The sequence below is a fragment of the Amycolatopsis sp. M39 genome (genome assembly GCF_001651785.1).
GTDB lineage: Bacteria > Actinomycetota > Actinomycetes > Mycobacteriales > Pseudonocardiaceae > Amycolatopsis > Amycolatopsis rubida.
Map to the genome: position 1 here is coordinate 129,409 of NZ_LWSF01000007.1, position 22,284 is coordinate 151,692.

The following is a 22,284-nucleotide window of genomic DNA, read 5'->3' on the forward strand; positions in this document are numbered from 1 at the left end:
AGGCGGGCGAGGGCGGAGGCGCGGAGGTCGCGTTTGGTGAGCTGGCCGTCGTGCTCGAAGGCATCGTCGGGGAGACCGATGAGCGGGAGCCCGGGTCCGTCGCAGAGCACGGCGAACACGGTGAGCGGACCGGGGTCGCGGGTCCAGCCGTCGGAGATCCGTTCGTCGTCCGCGCCGAGGTTTTCCAAGGCGGTGAGGGCGGAATCGCCGTACCCGCGGGCCTTGAGCAGCTCGCGCAATTCTGCCGCGGAGCCGCCCAGGACCAGCAGTTTCCGGTGGGGTGCCAGGGCTCGCGCGACGCGGTGGACGGCGCGGCCGACGACCGTCACGACCTCGGTTTCCTCGAACGACCAGCCGAGCCGTGCGCGAGCCAGTGTCACTGACGAAACGGCGGGATGGACTTCGAGCGCGTGGCCGCGGTCACGGAGGGTGGTGGCGATGCCGGAGAGGAAGGGGTCGCCGCTGGCCAGCACGCACACCCGGCCGGTCTGCTCGGCCAGGATCCCGTCGAGCGCGGGAAGCAGCGGGCTCGGCCAAGGCCGGGTGCGGAGGCCTTCGGGCAAGGTCGCCAGGTGCCGTTCCGCGCCGAGCACGACGTCCGCCTGCCGCACGGCGTCGCGGGCCGCGGGGGTGAGCCCGGCCCACCCGTCGGCTCCGATCCCGACCACCGTCAGGCGTGATTCTTCGCGCACGATTTCCCACCCTAAGCGAGGGGCTCGTTGTGCGATGATCGGCCGGACGCCGACCCACGAGGGAGTGCTCTTGAAGCCCTATCCGTTCACCGCTGTCGTCGGGATGCCGGACCTGCGTCTGGCGCTCGTCCTGTCCTCGATCTCGCCCGCGGTCGGCGGGGTACTGGTGCGGGGCGAAAAGGGCACCGCGAAGTCGACCATGGTGCGCGCGCTCGCCGGGCTGCTGCCGGGCGTCGACGTAGTGGACAGCTGCCGGTTCTCCTGCGACCCGGTCAGCCCGGACCCGGCGTGCCCGGACGGCCCGCACGCGGCGGGCGTTCCCGCGCACCGGCGGCCGGCGCGGCTGGTGGAACTGCCGGTCGGCGCGGCCGAAGACCGGGTCGTCGGCTCGCTGAACCTGGAGAAGGCGCTGGCCGAGGGCGTCACCGACTACCAGCCCGGCCTGCTGGCCGCCGCGCATCGCGGGCTGCTGTACGTCGACGAGGTCAACCTGCTGCACGACCATCTGGTGGACACGCTGCTCGACGCGGCGGCGATGGGCCGGGCGACGGTCGAACGCGAGGGCGTTTCCGTTTCGCACGCGGCGCGGTTCGTGCTGATCGGGACGATGAACCCGGAGGAGGGCGAGCTGCGGCCGCAGCTGCTCGACCGGTTCGGGCTGACCGTCGAGGTCGCGTCGAGCCGGGATCCGGAGCAGCGCGTCGAGGTCGTCCGGCGGCGGCTGGCCTACGAAGCGGATCCGGACGGTTTCGCGGACGGCTACGCCTCGGCGGACGCGGCGCTGGCGGCGGAGATCGAGGCGGCGCAACGGCTTCTGCCGTCGGTGAAGCTGCCGGACGCGGCGCTGCGGCAGATCGCCGAGGTGTGCGCGTCGTTCGAGGTCGACGGCATGCGCGCGGACATCGTGACGGCGCGGACGGCGGTCGCGCACGCGGCGTGGGCCGGGCGCGCCGAGGTCACCACCGAGGACATCCGGGTCGCGGCGCGGCTGGCATTGCCGCACCGGCGGCGGCGGAATCCGTTCGACGCGCCGGGGATTTCCGAGGAGCAGCTGGAACAGGCGCTGGAGGATGCGCAGCCTCCGGACGGACCGGACGACGACGGGCCTTCCGGCGGCGGGCCGGGTCCGGACGACGGCGGGCCGCTTCCGGACGACGGCGGCCCTTCCGAGGGCGCTCCGTCTTCCGGGCCTTCCGAGCCTTCGGGCAATGGGTCTTCGCCGCAGAAGACGGTCGGCGCCGGGGATACCTTTCGTGCGCGGGTGTTCCGGGTGAAGGGCACCGGCGAGGGCGAACGGGGCCGTCGGTCGCGCGCGATCACCGACACCGGCCGGACGATCGGCGTGCAGCCGCCCAGCGTGCGGGACGGGCGGCCGCATCTGGTCGCGACGATCCGTGCCGCCGCACCGCATCAGCAGGCGCGGGGCCGATCCGGGGCCGGTCTCGAAGTGCGGTCCGCGGATCTGCGGTTCGCGCTGCGCGAAGGCCGCGAAGGCAATCTGGTGCTGTTCTGCGTGGACGCGTCGGGTTCGATGGGCGCGCGGACGCGGATGCGGGAAGTGAAGACCGCCGTGCTGTCCCTGCTGTTGGACGCCTACCAACGGCGGGACAAGGTCGGTCTGGTCACCTTCCGTGGCACGGACGCCGAGCTGGCGCTCCCGCCGACGATCAGCGTCGAAGCCGCCGCGGCCCGGCTGGAGGGCTTGCCGACCGGCGGCCGTACGCCGCTGGCCGAGGGATTGCTGGAAGCCGCGCGGGTGCTGCGGGTCGAGGCGATCCGCGATCCGCGCCGCAGGCCGCTGCTGGTGCTCGTCACCGACGGCCGCGCCACGAGCGGTTCCGACGCGGTGGCGCGGGCCAACGCCGCCGCGGGTTTGCTCACCGACGTGACGACGATCGTGATGGACTGCGAGACCGGCCGGATGCGCCTCGGCCTGGCCGCGGAACTGGCGGGCCGCCTGGGAGCCGAGCACGTGCCACTGTCCGATGTGGCCGCTGAATCGCTGGCCTCGGCCGTGCGCGAACGGACGGGAAGGGCTGCCTGATGCCGCGGGGAAAACCGGCTGTCGTGCCGAAGGACGGGCTCACCACCCGGCAGCGCCGCAACCGTCCGCTGCTCGCCGTGCACACCGGCGAGATGAAAGGCAAATCGACCGCGGCCTTCGGCATGGCGTTGCGCGCGTGGAACCAGGGCTGGTCGATCGGCGTGTTCCAGTTCGTGAAGTCGGCGAAATGGCGCGTCGGCGAGGAAGCCGCGTTCAAGGCGCTCGGGAAGCTGCACGACGACATCGGGCAGGGCGGTCCGGTCGAGTGGCACAAAATGGGCGAGGGCTGGAGCTGGTCGCGCAAGCCGGGTTCCGAAGCGGACCATGCCGCCAACGCCCGGGAAGGCTGGGCGGAAATCAAACGCAGGCTCGCCGCCGAAACGCACGATTTCTATGTCCTGGACGAATTCAGCTACCTGCTCAAATGGGGCTGGCTCGAAGTGGACGACGTGGTGTCCGCTTTGGCCGGCCGGCCCGGGCACCAGCACGTCGTGATCACCGGCCGCTACGCGCCGCCGGAATTGGTCGAGGCCGCGGATCTGGTCGCCGAAATGACGAAAGTGAAGCACCCGATGGACGCCGGGCAGAAGGGCCAGCGGGGGATCGAGTGGTAGCACGGGTCGTTATCGCCGCACCCGGTTCCGGGCACGGCAAAACCACCATCGCGGCCGGCCTCATGGCCGCGTTGCGCAGCGCCGGGCACGCGGTGTCCGGGCACAAGGCCGGCCCGGACTTCATCGATCCCAGCTACCATTCGCTCGCCACCGGCCGGCCCGCGCGTAACCTGGACCCGTTCCTGCAAGGCGAGGACACGCTGGTTCCGTTGCTGCGCCACGGTTCCGCGGGCGCGGACATCGCGGTCATCGAAGGCGTGATGGGCCTTTTCGACGGCGCTTTGGGCACCGAAGGCTACGCGTCGACCGCGCATGTCGCGCGGTTGCTCAACGCGCCGGTCGTGCTGGTGGTCGATGCTTCGGCGGCTTCGCGCAGCGTCGCGGCGACCGTGCTGGGGTTCGCGCAGTACGACACGCGCGTCCGGCTCGCCGGGGTGATCCTGAACAAACTGGGCTCGCAACGGCACGAGGACGAGATCGTCACCGCGCTGGAAGCGACCGGCGTCCCGTTGCTGGGTGCCTTGCGGCGCAACGAAAACGTGCATGCGCCGAGCCGGCACCTCGGTCTGGTTCCGGCCGCCGAACGGGCCGCGGAGTCCCAGCGGTTGCTGCCGGAACTGGCGGAATGGGTCGCCGCTGGGGTCGATCTCGAAGCCATTGCGCGGGTGGCTCGAACTGCTCCCGCGCTGACTGGTCCGTTGTGGACTGCCGGTCCGGGGTGGGCCGGTCCGCGTGCGACCCTCGCCGCCGCAGGCGGTCCGGCGTTCACCTTCCGCTACGCCGAGAACATCGAACTGCTGGCCGCTCGCGGAATCGACGTCGTGGACATCGATCCCTTGCGGGACAAGACCTTGCCTGCGGGGTGCGCCGGTTTGTACTTCGGCGGCGGATTCCCGGAGGTGCACGCCGCCGAGTTGTCGTCCAATGTGGAACTTCGGACGGCCGTCGGCGCGGCGATCGACGCCGGAATGCCCGTGAGCGCGGAATGTGCGGGCTTGCTGTACCTGTGTCGTTCGCTGGACGGGCTGCCGATGGTCGGCGCCATCGCCGCGGATGCGACCATGACGTCGCGGGGGAAGCTCGGCTACCGCCGGGCCGTCTCGGTCGCGGACAACGTGCTCGCGGCGGCCGGGCAGCGGGTCACCGGGCACGAATTCCACCGCACCGAAATCACGCCCGCGCACGGGGAAACCGCCGCGTGGGGCTGGGATCGCAGCCTGGACGGGTTCGCTTCGGCCTCCCTGCACGCGTCCTACCTGCACGTGCACTGGGCCGGACATCCCGAACTGGCGGACCGGTTCGCCTCGCGGGTGCGCGCCCATTCCCTGGCAGCGGTCCATGGCTGATTACGACCTCCACCACCACGGCGATCGCGAGGTCGGCGAGGGTCTCGTCGACCTCGCGGTGAACGTCCGGCTCCCGGCTCCGCCTTCGTGGCTGCGTGCGGAACTCGCCGCCGCGCTGGACGACCTGGCCGCCTACCCGGACCCAACCCGCGCCGCGGAAGCCGTCGCCGCCCGGCACGGCCGGGATTTCGACGACGTCCTGGTGACCGCCGGTGCCGCGGAAGCGTTCACGCTGCTGGCTTCGCTTCCCGCTGAGCACGCAGTGGTGGTCCACCCGCAATTCACCGAACCGGAAGCCGCTCTGCGCGCCGCCGGACACCCGGTCGACCGGGTCATCCTGTCCGAAGCGGACGGTTACCGCCTAGCTCCCGCCGCGGTCCCTGATTCGGCCGACCTGGTCTTCGTCGGCAACCCGACCAACCCGACGTCGGTCCTGCATCCCGCCGATTCGCTGCGGGCCCTGGCGCGTCCCGGACGGGTGCTCGCGGTGGACGAAGCTTTCCTCGACGCCGTCCCCGGCGAAGTCGAAAGCCTTGCCGGAGAACGAATCCCGGGCGTGGTGGTGCTGCGAAGCCTCACCAAAACCTGGGGCTTGGCGGGCCTGCGAGCCGGATACGTGCTCGGCGAGCCATCGCTGATCGCCCGTTTGCGCGCGGTACAGCCACCCTGGTCAGTGTCCACTTTGGCCGCTGTGGCCACAGTCGCCTGCTGCCGCCCCGCCGCCCTGGAAGAGGCCGAAAAGCTGGCCGCCGCCGCGGAAGCCGACCGCGACTACCTGGAGTCCGGCCTGGCCGCACTGGGAATTCCCGTACCCGGCACCCCGCGCGGCCCGTTCGTGCTGGTCCGAATCCCCGGCGGCGCGGACGTCCGATCGCGACTGCGCGAAGCAGGCTACGCCGTCCGCCGCGGCGACACGTTCCCTGGTCTTGGCGCAGACCACCTGCGTATTGCGGTCCGCGACCGCGCGACGACGGACGCCTTCCTCGCCGCGCTGGCTAATGGTTCTGGAGCGCGGTGAATTCGTCTAGCCAAGCGTAATTCGGCGCTGCTGTGCCGTCGGGATTCTTCTGCACGGTCGCCCGCGCGAACACGCTGTTGAGGAGCCACGGCGGGGTATCCGGTCCGAAGTCCCCGCCGTTGAGCGCGGCAATGCCCTGATCGATCCCGTAGGCGGCGACGGCGAGCTTGCCGGTCGCGCGGAACTTCGTCATCTGGTCGGTGAGGAAGCCCTTGTTGTTCTCGAACCACGGGCTGGTGCGGAGGAAATCGTCCCACCGCGCCTGGGCGAACGGCTGGTGCAGCGCGTTGCGGATAACCTGCCAGACCTTGGTGTCCTTCGGCACGTGGTATTTGCCCGCGTACTCGGCCGAGATCCGGTCGGCGAGATGCTTCTTCCACAGCTGGACCAGCGAAAACTCGGTGACGAGGAACTTCTTGCCGCCCAGCCTGGGCAGGGTGTAATCGAGAAACGCCCGAACCTGGTCCGGCGCGCCGACGTGCGGATGGAGGTCGGTGCCCTCGATCTCCGGCGTGTCGCGGACGTAGGCCATCCAGCGTTCCGTGCCGGTGCCAGTCCACTGGGGATCTTCGAGGTTGTTGAGCGCGCCCATGTAGAGGACGGTCTTTCCCTTGCGCTGCTTGATCACCTGCGCGGCGACGGTCTCGTAGAATTCGTTGAGCGCGCCGTTGTTCCAGTCGGACTGCGGGCATTCGATGAACGGCTCATTGCCGATCACCAGGATGTCGACCTTGTCCATGACCGCGGGCAGCACTTTGCCGACCCGCGCGAGATCGGCTTGCATCGCCGGGGTTCCGGGCCGCGGAATCGGTTTGCGGGAATCAGGAAAGTACGGAAACTTGAGCGACAGCACAGTGCCGTACTGGCGATCGGCCGCTTGCCGCAGTTTCTTGATCGTCGGGTTTTCGGCGGCGTCGTGCTTGTCCAGATCGGGCATCGCGGTGAACCCGCGCACCCACTTCGTGCCGGATCGCCGGAGCTCGTCCCAGCCCATGGTGTCCGGATCGGCGTTGAAATTCGCTCCGAGCGCTCCGTCCGGCTTGGGTGCGGCGGGGTTCGGAGCTGGGCTGTCCGGCGTCGAACCGCAGGCAGCCGTGGCGAGAACCGGAAGACCGGCGGACAACTGGAACAGCCGACGCCGGGTAAGGTGCGCGGATCCGGGCGAGCTGGGTGCCACGAGGTCCCCTCGGTCATACGTCGCGGGCACTCCCTTGGTAACACGGATTCAGCTCCCGCCGCAGCCTGGGACGGTCCGGCCGTGTTCTGGGGGGATTTGGCCGTGGGGGGCGATGGTGGAGTTCGCGTACTCCCGTTTCGACACCTCGGATCTGGATTACCGGAGCGAGGGCGACGTCTTCGTCGACGTGGAAGCCGACTTGGAGGTCGTCGACGGTTGGCGCCTGGCAGTCGTTCCCGGTGGCGGAACTTGCCGTGGCGCTGCGGATCTGCCGAACCTCCGACGGCCGGCAGGCAATCGACGACGCCGCGCAGGGCCGTGCGTCCAGCCACCGAGACCGACGCGGCGATCGACGACTTCGCGCGGAGAGTGCGTGGATCGAGGAGTTCTTCGTATGCCGCGGCCGCTGAACTCGGATGAGCGCGCGGTGCTGCTCGCGCAAGCAGACCGGGCGGAAGTCGTCGCGGCCTGGGCTCCGGGTTCGGTGAGCGTCGACCTCACGGTGCCCGATGCCGTCCCGGACGGCGAGCTGAACGGTGTGTTCCCCCGGCGCGCCTGGGTGGCGGATGTCGGCGAGATCCTCGTGTGGGTCAGCCGGGGAGCGCTGTCCGGTTTGGAATACGCCTGGTAGGTCGACGAAGCCCCGACCTCGCTGCCGTATGCGCCGGCGATTTCGTTTGCTGATTCAGGCGGTCGCCAGTAGCGCCGCGGCGACCGCCACCTCGACGCAACCGCCGAGGACGTCGCCGGTCACTCCGCCGATGCGCTGGACGCACCGGGCCAGTAGCACTGCTGCGGCCGCGTACCCGAGCGCCACCGCGAGAACCCCGCGCCACCACGGAAAACCCGGCGTCAGCGCGGCACATCCCGCCGCCAGCACGAGCACCACCGCGGCCACCAGGACCGGGACCGATCCGGCGACCGTCGCGCCCAACCCCTCCGGACGGGCCGAGGGGATCCCTCGTGCGCAGCACAGCGAGAGCACGCACCGTCCACAGAGGACGGACAGGATCGCGGTGGCGATCCCGTGCCCGTGCGCGATCGCGCCGGTCAGCGCGCCGGTCTGGACGAGCAGGACGAAGAGCAGCGTCGCGACACCGGTGGGCCCGGAGTCTCCGCGGCGCATGACGTCGAGGGCTTTCGCGCGGTCATAGGAGGCACCGAGCCCGTCGGCGGTGTCGGCTAGGCCGTCGAGATGCAATCCGCGGCTGCCCAGGGCTACCGCCCCCAGCGCCAGTGCGGCTACGGCCAGGGCGGGGAGCCCGAGCGCGACCCCGCCCGCCACGATGAGCCCCGCGACCGCGGCGAGGGGGAGCGCGGCGAGCGGGCCGAGCACCATCGCCACCCCCGCGACCCGCCGGTCGATCGTGCGCGGCGCGGGGACCGGGACGGTGGTCAGGGTGCCTGCGGCCAGGCGGATGCCGTCGCTGAGCGGGATCACGGGTTGCGCCCCGACGTGGTGTTGGGTGCGTTTAGCGCACCCAACGTGGCATGGGGGCGGTCCTCGGCGCGTCGAGCCGCCGACCGTGCTGTCGGCTGAGCCGCCGGCCGTGCTGCCAGCCGTGCTGTCGGCTGAGCCGCCCACCGAGCCGCCGGCGGTGCTACCGGCCGAGCCGTCGATCGAGCCGTCGGCGGTGCTGTCGGCCGAGCCGTCGATCGAGCCGCCGGCTGAACGTCGTCGGCTCCCACCTGGAACCGAACTCCGAGCCGGGCCACGATCCGGGTTTCGGGCTGGCCGCCGGACCCCACCTCGAGCCGAGCCGAGGAACGAGCCCTGTGCTGAACCGCGGAGCCCTCGCGGGACCAAGCCTCGAACCGATCCCCGGGCGAACCCTGCACGCCGGTCACCCGAGGTCCGCCAGCAAACCCATCTCCGCGATCACCGCACGAGCCGCCCGCAGGGCCGGCACCGCTTGCACCGCGCCGCTGCCCTCGCCGAGCCGCAAACCCAGGTCCAGGATCGGCGTCAACCCCAGCGCCTTCAACGCAAACGCTTGCGCCGGCTCCGTCGAACGATGGCCAGCCAGCCACCACTGCTCCGCGCCCGGCGCGATGTCCCGGGCCGCCAACGCCGCCGTCGCGGAGAAGATGCCGTCCAGCAGCACGGGGATGCCCCGGACGGCCGCTTCCACCAGGAACCCGGCCGTTGCGGCGAGGCAGGCGCTGCCGAGGGCGGTCAGGCGGTCGAAGGGATCGGTCACGGGGCGTCGCGACACAGCAGCGGCGACCACCGAGGTCTTGCGTTCCAAAGCCTCACCGGACACCCCGGTGCCGGTGCCCACGACTTCCGCCGCGGGCAGGCCAAGGGCCGAAGCCACGACCGCGGCGCAAACGGTGGTGTTGCCGATACCCATGTCGCCCGGGATGAGAACGTCCGCAGCGGACTCCGAAGCAGCGATGGCACGGCCCGCCTCAAAAGCCGCGAGCGCCTCGCCGGGAGCCAAAGCGTCCTCGACGTCGATGGCGCCCGAACCGCGGCGGATCTTGTGCGCGGTGACTTCGGCGGGAACGTCCGCGGCGTCCCAGTCGACGGCGATGTCGGCTACCCGCACAGAAGCCCCGACCTGTGCCGCGAGGACCGTTACCCCGCTTCGCCCGGCCAGGAACACGCGCACCATCGCCGCCGTGACCTCGCGGGGATACGCCGACTGCGCCGACACCCCGTGGTCGCCGGCGAAGACGACCACGCGGACGTCGTCCAGCGGGCGCGGCGGGACCACCCCGTGCGCGGCGCTCAGCCAGGCCGCGAGTTCTTCCAGCCGGCCGAGCGAGCCGACCGGTTTGACCAGGCCGTCCAGCCGCTCCAAGGCGGCGGCGCGGGCGGCGGCGTCCGGGACGGGGATGGCGTAACTCGGCACGGCTGGCTCCTCACGGAAGGTCGAGCGCCCGCCCGGCGACGATGAGCGAAACCCGGTCGCTGTCGGCGGACACCCGGTTGTTGAGTGCGCCCAGCACATCACGGAACAGCCGCCCGGACACCGTTGCGGGCACCACACCGCTGCCGACTTCGTTGCTGACCGCGACGATCGGCACTCGGGCCTGGCTCCACGCGGCGAGGAAATCCTCCAGCCGGTCGTCCAGTCTGCGCTCCCAGCCGGTTTTGCCCGACCACGCGCCGACCTCGTCGAGGACCCGCGACAGCCAGGTCCCGAGACAGTCGATCAGCAGCGGGCTCGTCGCGTTGCGCAGCACGGTCGCCAGGTCGGTGGTCTCGACCGTCGTCCAGTGGTGCGGGCGGCGGGCCCGGTGCGCCTCGACGCGGGCGGCCCATTCCGGGTCGTCGGCCGAGGGGGGCAGCCCGGGAGCGACGTACACGAGGTGGGGGTGGTGCGCGACGAGCCGCTCCGCGTGCCTCGACTTGCCCGAGCGAACCCCGCCGAGAACGAGCACCTTGCCGTCGTCGCGTCCGTACCGGCGGAGGGCCTGCGCCAGGGTTTCGAGAGACCCGGCGAGCCGGTGCGTCAGCTTGGTCATACCCGGCATTCTCTCCCTAGCGCTACGGTTCGCCACGTGCCACTCCGACAAGCCGTCACCGCGGCCGGGCTGATCGCCGGATACGCCGCCGACGCCTGGTTCGGCGATCCGCGCCGGGGACATCCGGTCGCGGCCTTCGGCACCGCCGCTGGCCAGCTGGAACGCTGGTGGTGGGCCGATTCCAAGCCGCGCGGGGCGGCGTACGCGGCGGTCTGCGCGGGGTCGGCGGCCGGGCTCGGAATCCTCGCTGAGAGAGCGGCCCGGAACCGGCCAGGTGTCCAGTTTGTCCTGACTGCCGCGGCGACGTGGGCCGTCCTGGGCGGTCGCGGGCTCGCCGCGGAGGGGCGCGAAATGGCGCGATTACTCGAATCGGGTGAATTGCCCGCCGCCCGGAAGCGGCTCAGCCACCTCTGCGCACGCGACGCCACCGGCCTCGACGCGGCCGAGCTGACCCGCGCGGCCACCGAATCGATCGCCGAGAACACCTCCGACGCGGTCGTCGCGCCGCTCCTGTGGGGCGCGGTCGCGGGCGTGCCGGGGCTGCTCGGATACCGCGCGGTGAACACCCTCGACGCGATGGTCGGCTACCGCTCGGCACGGCACCGCGACTTCGGCTGGTTCGCCGCGCGCACCGACGACTGGGCCAATCTGGTGCCGGCGCGCGTCGGCGCGGTGCTGACGACGGTGACCGCGCCGCTCGCCGGCGGACACGCCCGGTCGGCCTGGCGGGCTTGGCGACGCGACGGGAGTGCGCATCCGAGCCCGAACGCGGGACAGGTCGAGGCTGCTTTCGCCGGGGCGCTGGACATCCGGCTCGGCGGCACGAATACGTATCACGGCGAGGCCGAGCGGCGGAGCACGCTGGGTGACGGACGTCCGCCGGGGGCGAGCGATCTGCGCCGGGCGGTGCGGTTGTCGCGGCTGGTCGGGGCGGCGGCGCTGGCGGTCGCGGCGGGGATCGCGGTGGCCCGGTCCGGCGGGCCGCGGAGCGCGGGGCGGCCCGCCGGACCGGCCGCCGCGGGCATTACGGTGGCGGGATGAGCGGGCTGCTGATCGCCGGGACCACCTCCGACGCCGGGAAAAGCCTGGTCACCGCCGGAATCTGCCGCTGGTTCGCGCGGCGCGGAGTGCGGGTCGCCCCGTTCAAGGCGCAGAACATGTCGAACAACTCGATGGTCTGCGCGGACGGTGCGGAGATCGGCCGCGCGCAGTGGCTGCAGGCGCGGGCCGCGCGGGTGGAGCCGGAAGCGGCGATGAATCCGGTGCTGCTCAAGCCGGGCAGCGACCGGCGCAGTCACGTCGTCGCGCTCGGCAAGCCGTACGGCACCCTCGAAGCCGGGGAGTACGCCACCGGACGGGCTGGGCTCGCCGAGATCGCCTTCAGCGCGTTTGCCGAACTGCGGCAACGGTGCGACCTGGTCGTCTGCGAGGGCGCGGGCAGTCCGGCGGAGATCAACCTGCGTTCCGGCGACTACGTCAACATGGGTCTGGCCCGGCGGTTTTCGCTGCCGGTGCTGGTCGTCGGCGACATCGACCGCGGCGGGGTGCTGGCGGCGATGTTCGGCACGCTCGCGTTGCTGTCGGCCGAGGACCAGGCGCTGGTCGCGGGCTGGCTGGTGAACAAATTCCGCGGCGACGCCGGGTTGCTGCGGCCTGGTCTGAACAGTCTGGAGAAGGTCACCGGACGGCCGGTGCTCGGCGTGCTGCCGTGGCTGGACCGCGTGTGGATCGACTCCGAGGACGCCCTCGCCGCGGCCGGATGGCGGCACGAGGCCGCTCAACGCGGGTTGCGCGTCGCGGTCGTGCGGTTCCCGCGGGCGTCCAACGCCACCGACGTGGACGCACTCGCGGCGGAGCCCGGTGTGACGGTGAGCCTGACTGCCGATCCGGATACCGTCGCCGCGGCGGATCTGGTCGTGCTGCCGGGTTCGAGGGCCACTGTGGACGATCTGAAGTGGTTGCGCGGCAGGGGTTTGGCGGACGCGGTGACGGCGCGGGCCGCGGCCGGGCGTCCGGTGCTGGGGATTTGCGGCGGGTACCAGATGCTCGCGGAGTCCATTGAGGACGATGTCGAATCCGGGGCTGGTCTGGTAGAAGGACTTGGGCTCTTGCCGACGCGCGTGACGTTCTCGGCGGAGAAGGTGCTCGGCCGTCCGGCTGGCGAATGGCGCGGGCATCGCGTGGACGCGTACGAGATCCACCACGGCAGCGCAGGCCCGGCGGACGCGGAGTCGTTTTTGGACGGTTACCGCGTCGGTCCGGTCTGGGGCACGACGTGGCACGGCGCCATGGAAAACGACGGGTTCCGGCGTGCTTGGCTTGCCGAAGCGGCGGCGCAGGCGGGCATCGAATGGCAGGCGGCCGAGGGTGCGCCGGGGTTCGCGGACCTGCGCGAGGACATGCTGGACCGGCTGGCCGACGCGATCCAGTCCGAAGTGGACACCGGGATGCTGATGGCGCTCGCGGAGGCGGGTGCGCCGGGAGGATTGCCGTTCGTGCCGCCGGGCGCGCCCTGACCGGTCAGTGCACGACCCGGCCGGTGGCGGGAAAGCCGGTGCACGCCGCGTGCTGCCCGGGCGAGCAGCTCGGGCCGGCCGGTTTCGGCGGCGGCATGGGGTTCCCTCCGGAAGCGGCCCTCGATCCGGCGTCGAGCACAGAACCCGGGGCGCCCGGCGCGGGACGACGATTCAGGCGAGCCCGGCGTCGTGCACCAGAATCGCGACCTGCGTGCGGTTCGCGGCCTCGGTCTTGGCCATGATCCGTCCCAAGTGGACCTTCACGGTCGCCTCGCTGAGGCCGAGCCCGCGGGCGATCTCGGCGTTGCTCGAACCCTGTGCGACGGCCACCGCGACCTCGCGTTCGCGCGGCGTCAGCGGTTCGAGCCGGGCGCGGGCGGGCGTCGGCGTGGCGGCGGTGGCGAAGTGCGTCAGCAGCCGCCGGGTGATGGACGGCGACAGCATCGCCTCGCCGCTGCCCACCACGTGCATCGCTGTGACCAGCTCGCGCGGCGGGGTGTCTTTCAGCAGGAAACCCGTGGCACCGCGGCGAAGCGCCTCGTGCACGTACTCGTCCAGGTCGAACGTCGTCAGCACGACGACTGCGGGCGCGTCCGGTTCGGCGGTCACCAGCCGGGTCACCTCCAGGCCGTCGACCTCGGGCATCTGCACGTCGGTGAGCACCAGGTCGGGACGGTGCTCGCGGACGAGCGCGAGCGCTTCGCGGCCGTCGCCCGCTTCCGCGACCACCTCGATCCCCGGATCGGACTCCAGGATCATCCGGATGCCGCTGCGCACGAGCACCTCGTCGTCGATCAGCAGGATTTTCAGCACGATTCCTCCGCTCGCAACGGGAACGCGGCCCGCACCCGGTAACTGCCCGCGCCGTCCGGACCGGCGCGGAGCGTTCCGCCGGTCAGCGTGACGCGCTCGCGCATGCCGATCACGCCGTAGCCCGCGCCGGGCAGCCCGGACGAATCGGCGAGCGGGTTGGCCACCTCGACCACCAGGTCGTCGTCGGAAGCGGACAGGCGCACCTCGATTGCCGTCCCCGGCGCGTGTTTCGCCGCGTTCGTGAGCGCTTCCTGCACGATCCGGTACGCCGCGCGCCCGATCGGATCGGGCACGTCCGGCATCGGTTCCGGCAGGCTGGCGCGCACCCGCGCACCGGCGGCGGCGAGGTCGTCGGCGAGCTGGCGGACCCCGCCCAGCGTCGGATCCGGCAGCGAACGCGGCTCCGGGCCGTCGTCGCGGAGCACCTTCAGGATGCCGCGCAATTCGTCGAGCGCGGCGGAACCCGATTCGCGGATCACCTCGGCGAGCTGCGCGGTCTCGTCGTCCTTGGCCCGCACGGAAAGCGCGCCCGCCTGCAGCGCGACGATGCTGACCCGGTGCGCGACCACGTCGTGCATCTCGCGCGCGATCCGCCGCCGCTCGGCCGTCACGGCCCGCTCGCCGAGCAGGTCGCGCTCGCGTTCGGCCTGCTCCGCGCGCTCGCGCAGGGCCGCGAGCAAGGCCGCGCGCTGGTGCATCCAGAGCCCGGCCAGCACCGGGACGACGACCTCCATGACCAGGGCGAGCCCGAACGTCTTCCAGTCCGGCAGGCGCGACGGCCGGGAGAACGACACCACCAGCCCGGTTTCCGCGAGCACGGCGACCGCGGTCGGCCAGCGGAGCCCGCGCAGCGAAGCGACCGTGTAAAGAGTGACGGAGGTGCCCCACAGCGGCGGCGTGGCCAGCGCGACGCCGACCGAGACCAGCATCGCGGGCAGCGGGAACCGGCGGCGCAGCAACACCGCCAGGAACATCACCGCGACGGCGGCCGGCCAGAACCACGGGTGGTCCGCGTCCGGCAGGTCGCCGGCCAGCGTCAGGCCGAGCACGGCGAGCGCCACGGCCAGGTCGATCAGGTGGGTGCGCACCCCGTCACCGTAAGCCCTGCGCGAAATTCCCCCACTGGGCGTCTTCGAGGGAAATCGGGGTTCGGCGGACGGTGCCGCGCTCCGGTTGCCGAAGGGCTTTCCCCGGGTATTCTGCCGAGCGTCGCGATCAAACCCAGCCCGGGAGTGCGGAACATGTCCTACGCCGTCGATTTCGCCGCCGTGTCGACAGCCGGCCTGGAGTCCTCCCCGGTCGCGGACGCGCTCGCCGGACTGCGGGCGAACGAGGCGCGCTACTTCAAGAACAAGTACGGCCACGTGTTCACCGTCGAGCCCGCGGCCGAGGTCCCGGAGATCGTCGGCTGGGTGCACCGGATTCTCCGGGAAGAACGCGATCTCGTCATTTCCTCGCGGCCGCTTGAGGCGACCGAGTTCGAGGTCGAGGGCATCCGGATCGCCTACGTGTTCTACGAGAGCGGCCTGTCGGTCAACGTCATGTACACCCTTGCGGAGGGCGGCAAGCGGGCCGTCGGGTTCAAGCTTTCCGACGGGATGGACGTCCCGGGGGAACTCGACGGGAAGTTCAAGTTCGCGCGCCAGAAGTCGAAGCTCGCCGGGACGATCCGCGGGTCCTACTTCGTCATCAAGAACGCGTACTGAACCGCAGCGCCGCGCTGCGCAGGCACAGCAGCAGCGGCAGGGAACTGTCGTCGCGCAGCCGGGACGGCAGTGCGTTCGCTTCGGCCACCGGTACGCCGTCGGTCAGTTCCTGGCCTAGCGCGGCCAGATCGATCTCCAGGAAGGTGACTCCGGAGCTGTAAAGCCGTTCCGCGCCCTTCGTGCGGCGGCTGGTCAGTTCGGTGCTGTCGACCGACAGCCGGGTCACGCCGAAGAACTCCGGTTTCGCGCCGCGTTCGAGCCAGCGGGCGAAGCCGGTCAGCCGCGTCCCGGAAATCTCGTCGGGCCGGACGGCCGCCTCTTCGCACAGTTCGCGTTCCATTCCGGCGCACACCGCGGTGTGCAGGGTCCGGCGGGTTCCTCCCTGCGGGGTAAGAAGATCCCGCGGTTCCAGGCTGCCGCTTCCGGACGGCGCGAGCAGCAGCCCGCTGGCCGAGTTGCGGGCCGACTGGCGGACCACGACGAGCAGGCCGTCCGAGGTGAACGCGATCGTGGAGACGCCGACGAGATCGGCGAGCGTGCTCGCGGCGAGGGTTCTCAGCGCACCGGAGGAGTCGGTCAGCTCCTCGTTGCGCAGGTCGTACTCGTGGCCGTCGGCGGAGTTCGTGATGCGCAGGGACGCCAGTTCGTTGCTGCACATCGCGTCGAAGAACCGGGCGCGATGCAGGACGATCGGCGCCGGACGCGCTCCGGCGACCGGCAGCGGTTCGCCGCGCATGCCGACGATCGGGCCGTTGAACAGCAACCGGCCGCGAGCCCGCAACGGCAGCACGTGCGGCGCGGTGGCCTTCAGCTTCGCGGGCAGCCGGTAGGGATCCTCGGCGACGGTGACGCTGAAGGCGGTTTCGGTGAGCGATGCGTCGATGGCGTCGCTGACCAATGCGGTGCCACGGGAGGGAACCGCCAGGTACTGCGCGTCGGGATAGGCATGCGGCGGCGGGGTGTCGGCGATCGGGAACGGCGCGACGATCGCGGTGAACTCGTAGCCGGCCCACCGTTTCCGCAGCAAGCGGATGTCGCGTACGAGGGTCAGCAGGCCGAGCAGGAGCGCGATAACCGACACGGCGACGCCGAACGCGCTCGGCAGGATCGTGACCGCGCCGAGCACGACCCCGAGCGCGGACACGGCGACCGGCCATTCCCCGGCTCCGACGAAGAAGAGATAGTCGGCCGTGGCCCGGGCCCGGCGGGTCAGTTTTCCCATCGCCGCACTGTTTAGCACGGATCGGGGCACCGGGTCACCGAGTCGGGTGAAGAAGTGGAGCGCACGGGTGTGCGGTGCTGGTGGCGGCGGTCGCCCGCGTCGCCGCCGCGCCAGCCGGGCAGACCTCGTTGCCCCTCAGGTGCCCGACGCGCCACGAAACTCCCGTAACCCTTCGATCAACGCCAGAATCGACGGCCGGGCGTAGTGATCCCGCCGCCACCCGGCGTACAGCGGCACCGTCAGCCTCCCGCCGGGGGTTTCGATCGGGACGGAGCGCAGGCCGAACCGGACCAGGTCGGTCACCAGGCACACCTCGCCGCGGCCGGCGGCGCGGGCTTGGGCGATGCTCGGGGAGCCGGTCTCGTTCAGTTCGGACGGGACGAGCCCGGCGCGGTGGAACGCCTCGTCCACGACCAGGCGCGCGGCGTTGCTGCGGTTCATCACCAGCAACGGCTCGGTGGCCAGCTCGGGCAGCGGGATCGACTCCGCGGCGTACCAGCGGTGGCCGGGCCGGACCTGCGCGCTGACCAGGACCCGGCCCAGCGCGGCGGTTTCCAGCTGCGCGGGCGGCGGGGACGTCGAGATGCCGAGGTCGGCGCTGCTGTGCAGGAGCCGGTCGAAAACCTGGTCCGGCGGGACCGGGAAGGCGTCCCGCAGCACCGGTCCGGCTTTGCCGGTGGCCATGAACGGCGCCAGCAGACTGTCCACTGTGCTCGGCGGCGCGACGAGCGTCAGCGGGGTGTCCTCGGTGCGGCCGATCGCGGCCATCACCGCGCCCGCCTCCTCCGCCCGGCGCACCAGGTCCTGGGCGATCGGCACGAACCGGGTGCCTGCCGCGCTGAGGGTCAGCGAGCCCGGCGATCGCGAGAACAACGCCACTCCGAGTTCGGTTTCCAGCGCGCGAAGCTGCCGCGACAGCGACGGTTGCGCGACCCGCACCGCGCGCGCCGCGGCGGTGACCGAGCCTTCCCGCGCGACGGCCAGGAAATAACGCACCACACGCAGTTCCACGCCTATGCCTCCAAGGTATCGGAATGGGGCCGGACAGGTATTGGACAGCATAGGTCCCGGGACGAAGACTCTGAGGAACACCGCCGCCAGGGAGTTGCCCGTGAACCACCAGACCGCCATCGGCCGCCGGGCCGCGCTCGCCTCCTTCGCCGGGACGGCGATCGAGTGGTACGACTTCTACCTGTACGGGACCGCGTCCGCGCTGGTCTTCGGGAAGCTGTTCTTTCCCGGGCTGAACCCGGCGACCGGCGTGCTCGCCGCGTTCGGCACGTTCTGGGTCGGCTTTCTCGCCCGGCCGCTGGGCGGGATCGTGTTCGGGCACCTCGGCGACCGGGTCGGGCGCAAGAACACGCTGGTCGGCACGCTGCTGCTGATGGGTTTCGCGACCTTCGCGGTCGGGCTGCTGCCGACGTACGCCAAGATCGGCATCGCCGCGCCGTTGCTGCTCGTCGCACTGCGCGCGGTGCAAGGCGTCGCGGTCGGCGGGGAATGGGGCGGCGCGGTCGTGCTCGCCGCCGAGAACGCGCCCGCCGGACGCGGGTCGTACTTCGCCATGTTCGCCCAGCAAGGCTCGCCCGCCGGGTCGATTCTGTCCACAGTGGTCTTTCTCGCCGTGAGCGCGTTGCCGGACGAGCAGTTCCTGACCTGGGGCTGGCGAGTGCCGTTCCTGCTGTCCGGGGTGCTGGTCGCGCTGGGCTTGCTGATCCGGCTGAAGGTCGAGGAACCGGCGGAGTTCGTGCGGGCCAAGGCGAAAGCTGCCGTCGCGAAGGTGCCGTTGGCCGAGGTCTTGCGGACGGCATGGCGAACCGTGCTGCTCGGCATCGGCGCGAGCATCATGGGCATCGCGGCCGCGTACTTCAGCAACACGTTCGTCCTCGCCTGGTCCACGAACGAACTCGGCATCGGCCGCCAGACCATGCTGTACGTGCTGCTCGGCGCGTCCGTGGTGCAGTTCTGCTGGCAGCCGGTCGCGGCGCGGCTCGCCGAACGCGTCGGCGAAACCCGGTTCATGGCGGTCTCGCTGGGCTGCAACATCGTGGTGACCGTGCCGATGTACCTGCTGATCGCGTCCGGCAACCCGGGGCTGGCCTTCGCCGGCATCGCGGTCGCGACCGTATGCGGCTCCGGCTACTACGCGGTGCTCGCCGGATTCCTCACCCGCGGCTTCCCGATTCACCTGCGCTACACCGGAATTTCGCTGTCCTACCAGCTGTGCAGCACCATCTTCGGCGGCACCACGCCGTTCATCGCGCAGGCGCTGCTCAACGCGACGCACGGCGCGATCTGGCCGGTCGTCATCTACCACGTCGTGCTGCTCACGCTCACGCTGACCTGCGTCCTGGCGCTCGCCCGCCGAACCGCGGCCGTCACCGACTCCGAGAAAACCCTGACCCGACAAGGATGATCCCAGTGCGTCTCGATGCGTTGTTCCACAATGGACGATTTACCACGCTGGACCGGGACCGTCCGCAAGCGACCGCGCTGGGCGTGCTCGGCGGCCGGATCGCCGGATTCGACGACGAGGTCCGCGGTCTCGCCGCGGACGTGGTGGTCGACCTCGGCGGCGCGCCGGTCGTCCCCGGCCTCAACGACGCGCATCACCACTTGAGCATGCGCGGCAAGCTGATCCGGGAACTGGACGTCTCCGCCGAGGCCGCGCCGACCCTCGACGCGCTTTACCGCGCGGTGGCGGAACGAGCCGCGACCTTGCCCGCCGGCGCCTGGGTCACCGGCGCGGGCTACGACCAGAACAAGATCGGCGCGCACCCCACCGCCGAAGCCTTGCACCGCGCCGCCGGAGGGCGGCCGGTCTGGCTCGCGCACACGTCGCGGCACATGGCCGTAGCGAGCACCGAAGCCTTCGCCCTGGCCGGATATCCGGACCGGCTGGGCGTACCGGATGTCCCGGGCGGCACCGTGGTGCGCGACGACGACGGCCGCGCCACCGGCTTGCTGCAGGAACGCGCGACCGTCCTCGTCGATCGCCTGCTGCGCCCCGAGCCGACTGAAGAGGTCATCGCCAACATCGCCGCGGGCGCGCACGCCGCCCTCGCTGACGGCCTGACCAGCGTCACCGAACCCGGCATCGGCACCGTCGAGGGCATCGGCCATGGCCGCGCCGACCTCGATTCCTTCCAGCGCACCAGGGAACGCGGCCAGCTGGGCGTGCGGATGACAGTGATGCCCTACATCACCGCACTGCGCGACTGCGGCCCGTTTGAACCGGGCGGTGAATGGTTCGGGCTCGACCTCGGCGTGCGCACCGGCGTCGGCGACGGCCGGCTGCGCATCGGCCCGGTCAAAATCCTCTCCGACGGTTCGCTGATCGGCCGGTCCGCCGCGATGTGCTGCGAGTACGAGGACACCCCCGGCAACCAGGGGCTGATGCTGTTCGAGCCGGACGAACTGCGCCGCTACATCCTCGAAGCCCACCGGTGCCACTGGCAGATCGCCACGCACGCGATCGGCGACGCGGCCCTCGGAGCCGTGCTCGACGCGTACGAGGAAGCTCAGCAGAAGTATCCGCGCGAGGACGTCCGGCACCGCATCGAACACTGCGCGGTCGCCGATGACGCCGCTGTCGCTCGGATCGCTCGGCTTGGGGTGATTCCCGTGCCCCAGGGCCGTTTCCTGTCCGAGATCGGCGATGGGCTCCTCGCCGCGCTTGGCCCGGAACGCAGTCGCCTGGCGTATCGGATGCGGAGCTTCCTCGACGCCGGGGTGGTGCTGCCGGGCAGTACGGACGCTCCGGTGGTCGCGGCGTCGCCGTTGCTGAGCATCCACGACATGGTCAACCGCCGGACCGCGTCGGGGCAGCCGATCGCGCCGGAGGAAGCGGTGACTGCGTTGGAGGCGTTGCGCGCGTACACGGTCGGTTCGGCGTACGCGGTGCATGAGGAGGCCGTCAAGGGCACGCTGAGCCGGGGGAAGCTCGCCGACTTCACGGTGTTGAGCGACGATCTGCTGGCGGTCGACTCGGCGAAGATCGGTGAGATCGGCGTCGGCGCGACTGTGGTGGGCGGCGAGGTCGTCTACAACGACGGGGCCGCGAAATAAGAAAGGCGGGTGCGACGTCGTTGTCGCACCCGCCCGGCAGCCGGGGCCAGCGCGGCGGCAGTGCCGCGCTGATCCCGAAACTGAACGGAGCAGGCGCGGCGACGTTGACGCGCCCGCTCCGAGTCCTCAGGAGATCGGCCGGTCCGTCGGCGCGATCGGGGCCGGGAGCACGCCCCGGCCGGTCAGGAGGGCGTCCACGCCTGCCGCGCACGAGCGGCCCTCCGCGATCGCCCACACGATCAGCGACTGCCCGCGGCCCATGTCGCCCGCCACGAACACATTGTCCACAGTGGTCTGGAAGTTCTTGTCCCGCACGACGTTGCCGCGCTGGTCCAGCTCCACGCCCAGTTCGGTCAGCAGGCCCTCGCGCTGCGGGCCGAGGAAACCCATCGCCATCAGCACCAGCTGCGCGGGCAGCTCGGTTTCGGTGCCCTCGACCGGCACGAACTTGCCGCCCTCGTTGCGCACCTCGACCAGCTTCAGCGCACGCACCCGTCCGTCCTCGTCGGACAGGAACTCCTGGGTGTTGACCGAGTACAGCCGCTCGCCGCCCTCCTCGTGGGCGGAGGTGACCCGGTAGATCATCGGATACGTCGGCCACGGGTGCGCGTCCGAACGCGACTCCGGTGGCTTCGGCATGATCTCCAGCTGGGTCACCGACTTCGCGCCCTGCCGGTGCGCCGTGCCGACGCAGTCCGCGCCGGTGTCGCCGCCGCCGATGACCACGACGTCGAGGCCCTTGGCCGAGTACGGCGACTCCTCAAGCTCTCCCGCCGCGACCCGGTTGGCCGGCGGCAGGAACTCCATCGCCTGGTAGACGCCCTCGGCCGAACGGCCCTCGATCGGCAGGTCGCGCCACGCCGTCGCGCCGCCCGCCAGCACCACCGCGTCGTGGCCGGACTTCAGCTGCTCGACGGTGACGTCCACGCCGACGTTCACCGACGTCCGGAATTCCGTGCCCTCGGCCCGCATCTGGTCGAGGCGGCGGTCGAGGCGGAACTTCTCCATCTTGAACTCGGGAATGCCGTACCGCAGCAGCCCGCCGATCTTGTCCGCGCGCTCGTAGACCACGACAGTGTGGCCCGCGCGGGTCAGCTGCTGCGCCGCGGCCAGCCCGGACGGACCGGACCCGACGACGGCGACCTTCTTGCCCGTCTTCGCGACCGGAACCTGCGGCGTGACCCAGCCTTCCTCGAAGGCCCGGTCGATGATCGAGATCTCGACCCGCTTGATCGACACCGGGTCGTCGTTGATGCCGAGCACGCACGCGGTTTCGCACGGCGCCGGGCACAGCGTGCCGGTGAACTCCGGGAAGTTGTTCGTGGCGTGCAGCCGGTCCGCGGCCTGCTGCCAGTCTTCACGCCACACCAGCGTGTTCCACTCCGGGATCAGGTTCCCGAGCGGACAGCCCTGGTGACAGAACGGGATTCCGCAGTCCATGCAGCGCCCGGCCTGCTTTTCCAGCTTGGTCGTCGCGAAGTCCTCGTAGACCTCTCGCCAGTCCATCAGCCGCAGGTCCACCGGACGCCGCTTGGGTTCCTCGCGCGTGGTGGTCAGAAAGCCCTTGGGGTCAGCCATGTGCGGCCTCCGTGTT

The 22,284-nt window shown here is 71.3% G+C and carries 20 protein-coding genes; 10 read left to right on the forward strand and 10 right to left on the reverse strand.

Annotated elements, in window-relative coordinates; genetic code table 11:
• A partial coding sequence (gene cbiE / locus A4R44_RS50520; RefSeq protein WP_232791690.1) for a precorrin-6y C5,15-methyltransferase (decarboxylating) subunit CbiE occupies window positions 1-692 on the reverse strand: 692 nt, incomplete at its 3' end.
• Between the two features lie 70 nt (window positions 693-762).
• On the opposite strand from cbiE, the gene A4R44_RS19940 reads away from it, so the two are divergent.
• The 4 genes from A4R44_RS19940 to cobC are packed head-to-tail and all read left to right on the forward strand — an operon-like array spanning window position 763 to window position 5,714.
• Complete coding sequence (locus tag A4R44_RS19940) at window positions 763-2,736, forward strand: putative cobaltochelatase (protein WP_067583000.1); 1,974 nt, start codon at window positions 763-765, stop codon at window positions 2,734-2,736.
• A complete protein-coding gene (cobO, locus tag A4R44_RS19945) occupies window positions 2,736-3,350 on the forward strand; it encodes a cob(I)yrinic acid a,c-diamide adenosyltransferase (protein WP_067582689.1) in 615 nt (204 codons plus the stop codon). Before A4R44_RS19940 ends, cobO begins: the two co-directional genes overlap by 1 nt.
• Window positions 3,344-4,696: a cobyrinate a,c-diamide synthase gene (locus A4R44_RS19950; protein ID WP_067582692.1), complete on the forward strand. Its 1,353-nt coding sequence runs from the start codon at window positions 3,344-3,346 to the stop codon at window positions 4,694-4,696. Before cobO ends, A4R44_RS19950 begins: the two co-directional genes overlap by 7 nt.
• Window positions 4,689-5,714: an Rv2231c family pyridoxal phosphate-dependent protein CobC gene (gene cobC, locus A4R44_RS19955; protein WP_067582695.1), complete on the forward strand. Its 1,026-nt coding sequence runs from the start codon at window positions 4,689-4,691 to the stop codon at window positions 5,712-5,714. The genes A4R44_RS19950 and cobC overlap by 8 nt, the downstream gene beginning before the upstream one ends.
• On the opposite strand, the gene A4R44_RS19960 is transcribed toward cobC, so the two are convergent.
• On the reverse strand, window positions 5,692-6,891 hold the full coding sequence (locus A4R44_RS19960; protein ID WP_232791682.1) for a hypothetical protein: 1,200 nt from the start codon (window positions 6,889-6,891) through the stop codon (window positions 5,692-5,694). The genes cobC and A4R44_RS19960 overlap by 23 nt on opposite strands.
• A 394-nt stretch (window positions 6,892-7,285) precedes the next feature.
• Here A4R44_RS19960 and A4R44_RS19965 point away from each other — a divergent pair, with 394 nt between their 5' ends.
• Window positions 7,286-7,522, forward strand: coding sequence for a hypothetical protein (locus A4R44_RS19965; RefSeq protein WP_067582698.1), 237 nt, complete (start codon window positions 7,286-7,288; stop codon window positions 7,520-7,522).
• A 54-nt stretch (window positions 7,523-7,576) separates the two neighbouring features.
• On the opposite strand, the gene A4R44_RS19970 is transcribed toward A4R44_RS19965, so the two are convergent.
• The 3 genes from A4R44_RS19970 to A4R44_RS19980 all read right to left on the reverse strand — a co-directional run bounded on the left by A4R44_RS19970 (window position 7,577) and on the right by A4R44_RS19980 (window position 10,365).
• Window positions 7,577-8,332, reverse strand: a complete 756-nt coding sequence (locus tag A4R44_RS19970) for an adenosylcobinamide-GDP ribazoletransferase (RefSeq protein WP_232791683.1) — start codon at window positions 8,330-8,332, stop codon at window positions 7,577-7,579.
• A gap of 403 nt (window positions 8,333-8,735) precedes the next feature.
• Window positions 8,736-9,749 carry a nicotinate-nucleotide--dimethylbenzimidazole phosphoribosyltransferase gene (gene cobT, locus A4R44_RS19975; protein WP_067582701.1) on the reverse strand — a complete coding sequence of 338 codons (1,014 nt, stop codon included), beginning with the start codon at window positions 9,747-9,749 and terminating at the stop codon, window positions 8,736-8,738.
• Between the two features lie 10 nt (window positions 9,750-9,759).
• On the reverse strand, window positions 9,760-10,365 hold the full coding sequence (locus A4R44_RS19980) for a bifunctional adenosylcobinamide kinase/adenosylcobinamide-phosphate guanylyltransferase (protein ID WP_067582703.1): 606 nt from the start codon (window positions 10,363-10,365) through the stop codon (window positions 9,760-9,762).
• Between the two features lie 36 nt (window positions 10,366-10,401).
• Between A4R44_RS19980 and A4R44_RS19985 the strand changes: the two genes are divergently transcribed.
• Window positions 10,402-11,406 (forward strand): cobalamin biosynthesis protein, encoded by a 1,005-nt coding sequence (locus tag A4R44_RS19985; RefSeq protein ID WP_067582706.1) that lies wholly within the window; start codon window positions 10,402-10,404, stop codon window positions 11,404-11,406.
• Window positions 11,403-12,881 (forward strand): cobyric acid synthase, encoded by a 1,479-nt coding sequence (locus A4R44_RS19990; RefSeq protein WP_067582709.1) that lies wholly within the window; start codon window positions 11,403-11,405, stop codon window positions 12,879-12,881. The genes A4R44_RS19985 and A4R44_RS19990 overlap by 4 nt, the downstream gene beginning before the upstream one ends.
• Before the next feature lie 171 nt (window positions 12,882-13,052).
• Here A4R44_RS19990 and A4R44_RS19995 read toward each other — a convergent pair whose 3' ends face one another.
• Together A4R44_RS19995 and A4R44_RS20000 are read right to left on the reverse strand one after the other, a co-directional pair.
• Complete coding sequence (locus A4R44_RS19995; RefSeq protein ID WP_067582712.1) at window positions 13,053-13,694, reverse strand: response regulator transcription factor; 642 nt, start codon at window positions 13,692-13,694, stop codon at window positions 13,053-13,055.
• A complete protein-coding gene (locus tag A4R44_RS20000; protein WP_095213471.1) occupies window positions 13,688-14,782 on the reverse strand; it encodes a sensor histidine kinase in 1,095 nt (364 codons plus the stop codon). Before A4R44_RS20000 ends, A4R44_RS19995 begins: the two co-directional genes overlap by 7 nt.
• 153 nt (window positions 14,783-14,935) lie before the next feature.
• Here A4R44_RS20000 and A4R44_RS20005 point away from each other — a divergent pair, with 153 nt between their 5' ends.
• Window positions 14,936-15,400: a phage tail protein gene (locus A4R44_RS20005; protein WP_067583016.1), complete on the forward strand. Its 465-nt coding sequence runs from the start codon at window positions 14,936-14,938 to the stop codon at window positions 15,398-15,400.
• Here the strand turns inward: A4R44_RS20005 and A4R44_RS20010 are convergent.
• Window positions 15,384-16,622, reverse strand: coding sequence for a hypothetical protein (locus A4R44_RS20010; protein WP_067582715.1), 1,239 nt, complete (start codon window positions 16,620-16,622; stop codon window positions 15,384-15,386). The two genes, A4R44_RS20005 and A4R44_RS20010, sit on opposite strands and share 17 nt — an antisense overlap.
• A gap of 135 nt (window positions 16,623-16,757) precedes the next feature.
• Complete coding sequence (locus tag A4R44_RS20015; protein ID WP_093576255.1) at window positions 16,758-17,633, reverse strand: LysR family transcriptional regulator; 876 nt, start codon at window positions 17,631-17,633, stop codon at window positions 16,758-16,760.
• Window positions 17,634-17,733: 100 nt separating this feature from the next.
• On the opposite strand from A4R44_RS20015, the gene A4R44_RS20020 reads away from it, so the two are divergent.
• Entirely contained in the window at window positions 17,734-19,038 is a 1,305-nt protein-coding gene (locus A4R44_RS20020) for an MFS transporter (protein ID WP_067582721.1), read from the forward strand.
• 5 nt (window positions 19,039-19,043) lie between these two features.
• Complete coding sequence (locus A4R44_RS20025; RefSeq protein ID WP_067582724.1) at window positions 19,044-20,690, forward strand: amidohydrolase; 1,647 nt, start codon at window positions 19,044-19,046, stop codon at window positions 20,688-20,690.
• A gap of 126 nt (window positions 20,691-20,816) precedes the next feature.
• On the opposite strand, the gene A4R44_RS20030 is transcribed toward A4R44_RS20025, so the two are convergent.
• On the reverse strand, window positions 20,817-22,268 hold the full coding sequence (locus tag A4R44_RS20030; RefSeq protein WP_067582727.1) for a glutamate synthase subunit beta: 1,452 nt from the start codon (window positions 22,266-22,268) through the stop codon (window positions 20,817-20,819).
• Window positions 22,269-22,284 lie beyond the last annotated feature (16 nt).

Excerpts from the sequence above, each read along its gene's own strand:
- cobO (WP_067582689.1), top strand. The coding sequence starts at position 2,736 with ATGCCGCGGGGAAAACCGGCTGTCGTGCCGAAGGACGGGCTCACCACC.
- cobC (WP_067582695.1), top strand. The coding sequence starts at position 4,689 with ATGGCTGATTACGACCTCCACCACCACGGCGATCGCGAGGTCGGCGAG.
- A4R44_RS19965 (WP_067582698.1), top strand. The coding sequence starts at position 7,286 with ATGCCGCGGCCGCTGAACTCGGATGAGCGCGCGGTGCTGCTCGCGCAA.
- A4R44_RS19980 (WP_067582703.1), bottom strand. The coding sequence starts at position 10,365 with ATGACCAAGCTGACGCACCGGCTCGCCGGGTCTCTCGAAACCCTGGCG.
- A4R44_RS19990 (WP_067582709.1), top strand. The coding sequence starts at position 11,403 with ATGAGCGGGCTGCTGATCGCCGGGACCACCTCCGACGCCGGGAAAAGC.
- A4R44_RS20005 (WP_067583016.1), top strand. The coding sequence starts at position 14,936 with ATGTCCTACGCCGTCGATTTCGCCGCCGTGTCGACAGCCGGCCTGGAG.
- A4R44_RS20010 (WP_067582715.1), bottom strand. The coding sequence starts at position 16,622 with ATGGGAAAACTGACCCGCCGGGCCCGGGCCACGGCCGACTATCTCTTC.
- A4R44_RS20030 (WP_067582727.1), bottom strand. The coding sequence starts at position 22,268 with ATGGCTGACCCCAAGGGCTTTCTGACCACCACGCGCGAGGAACCCAAG.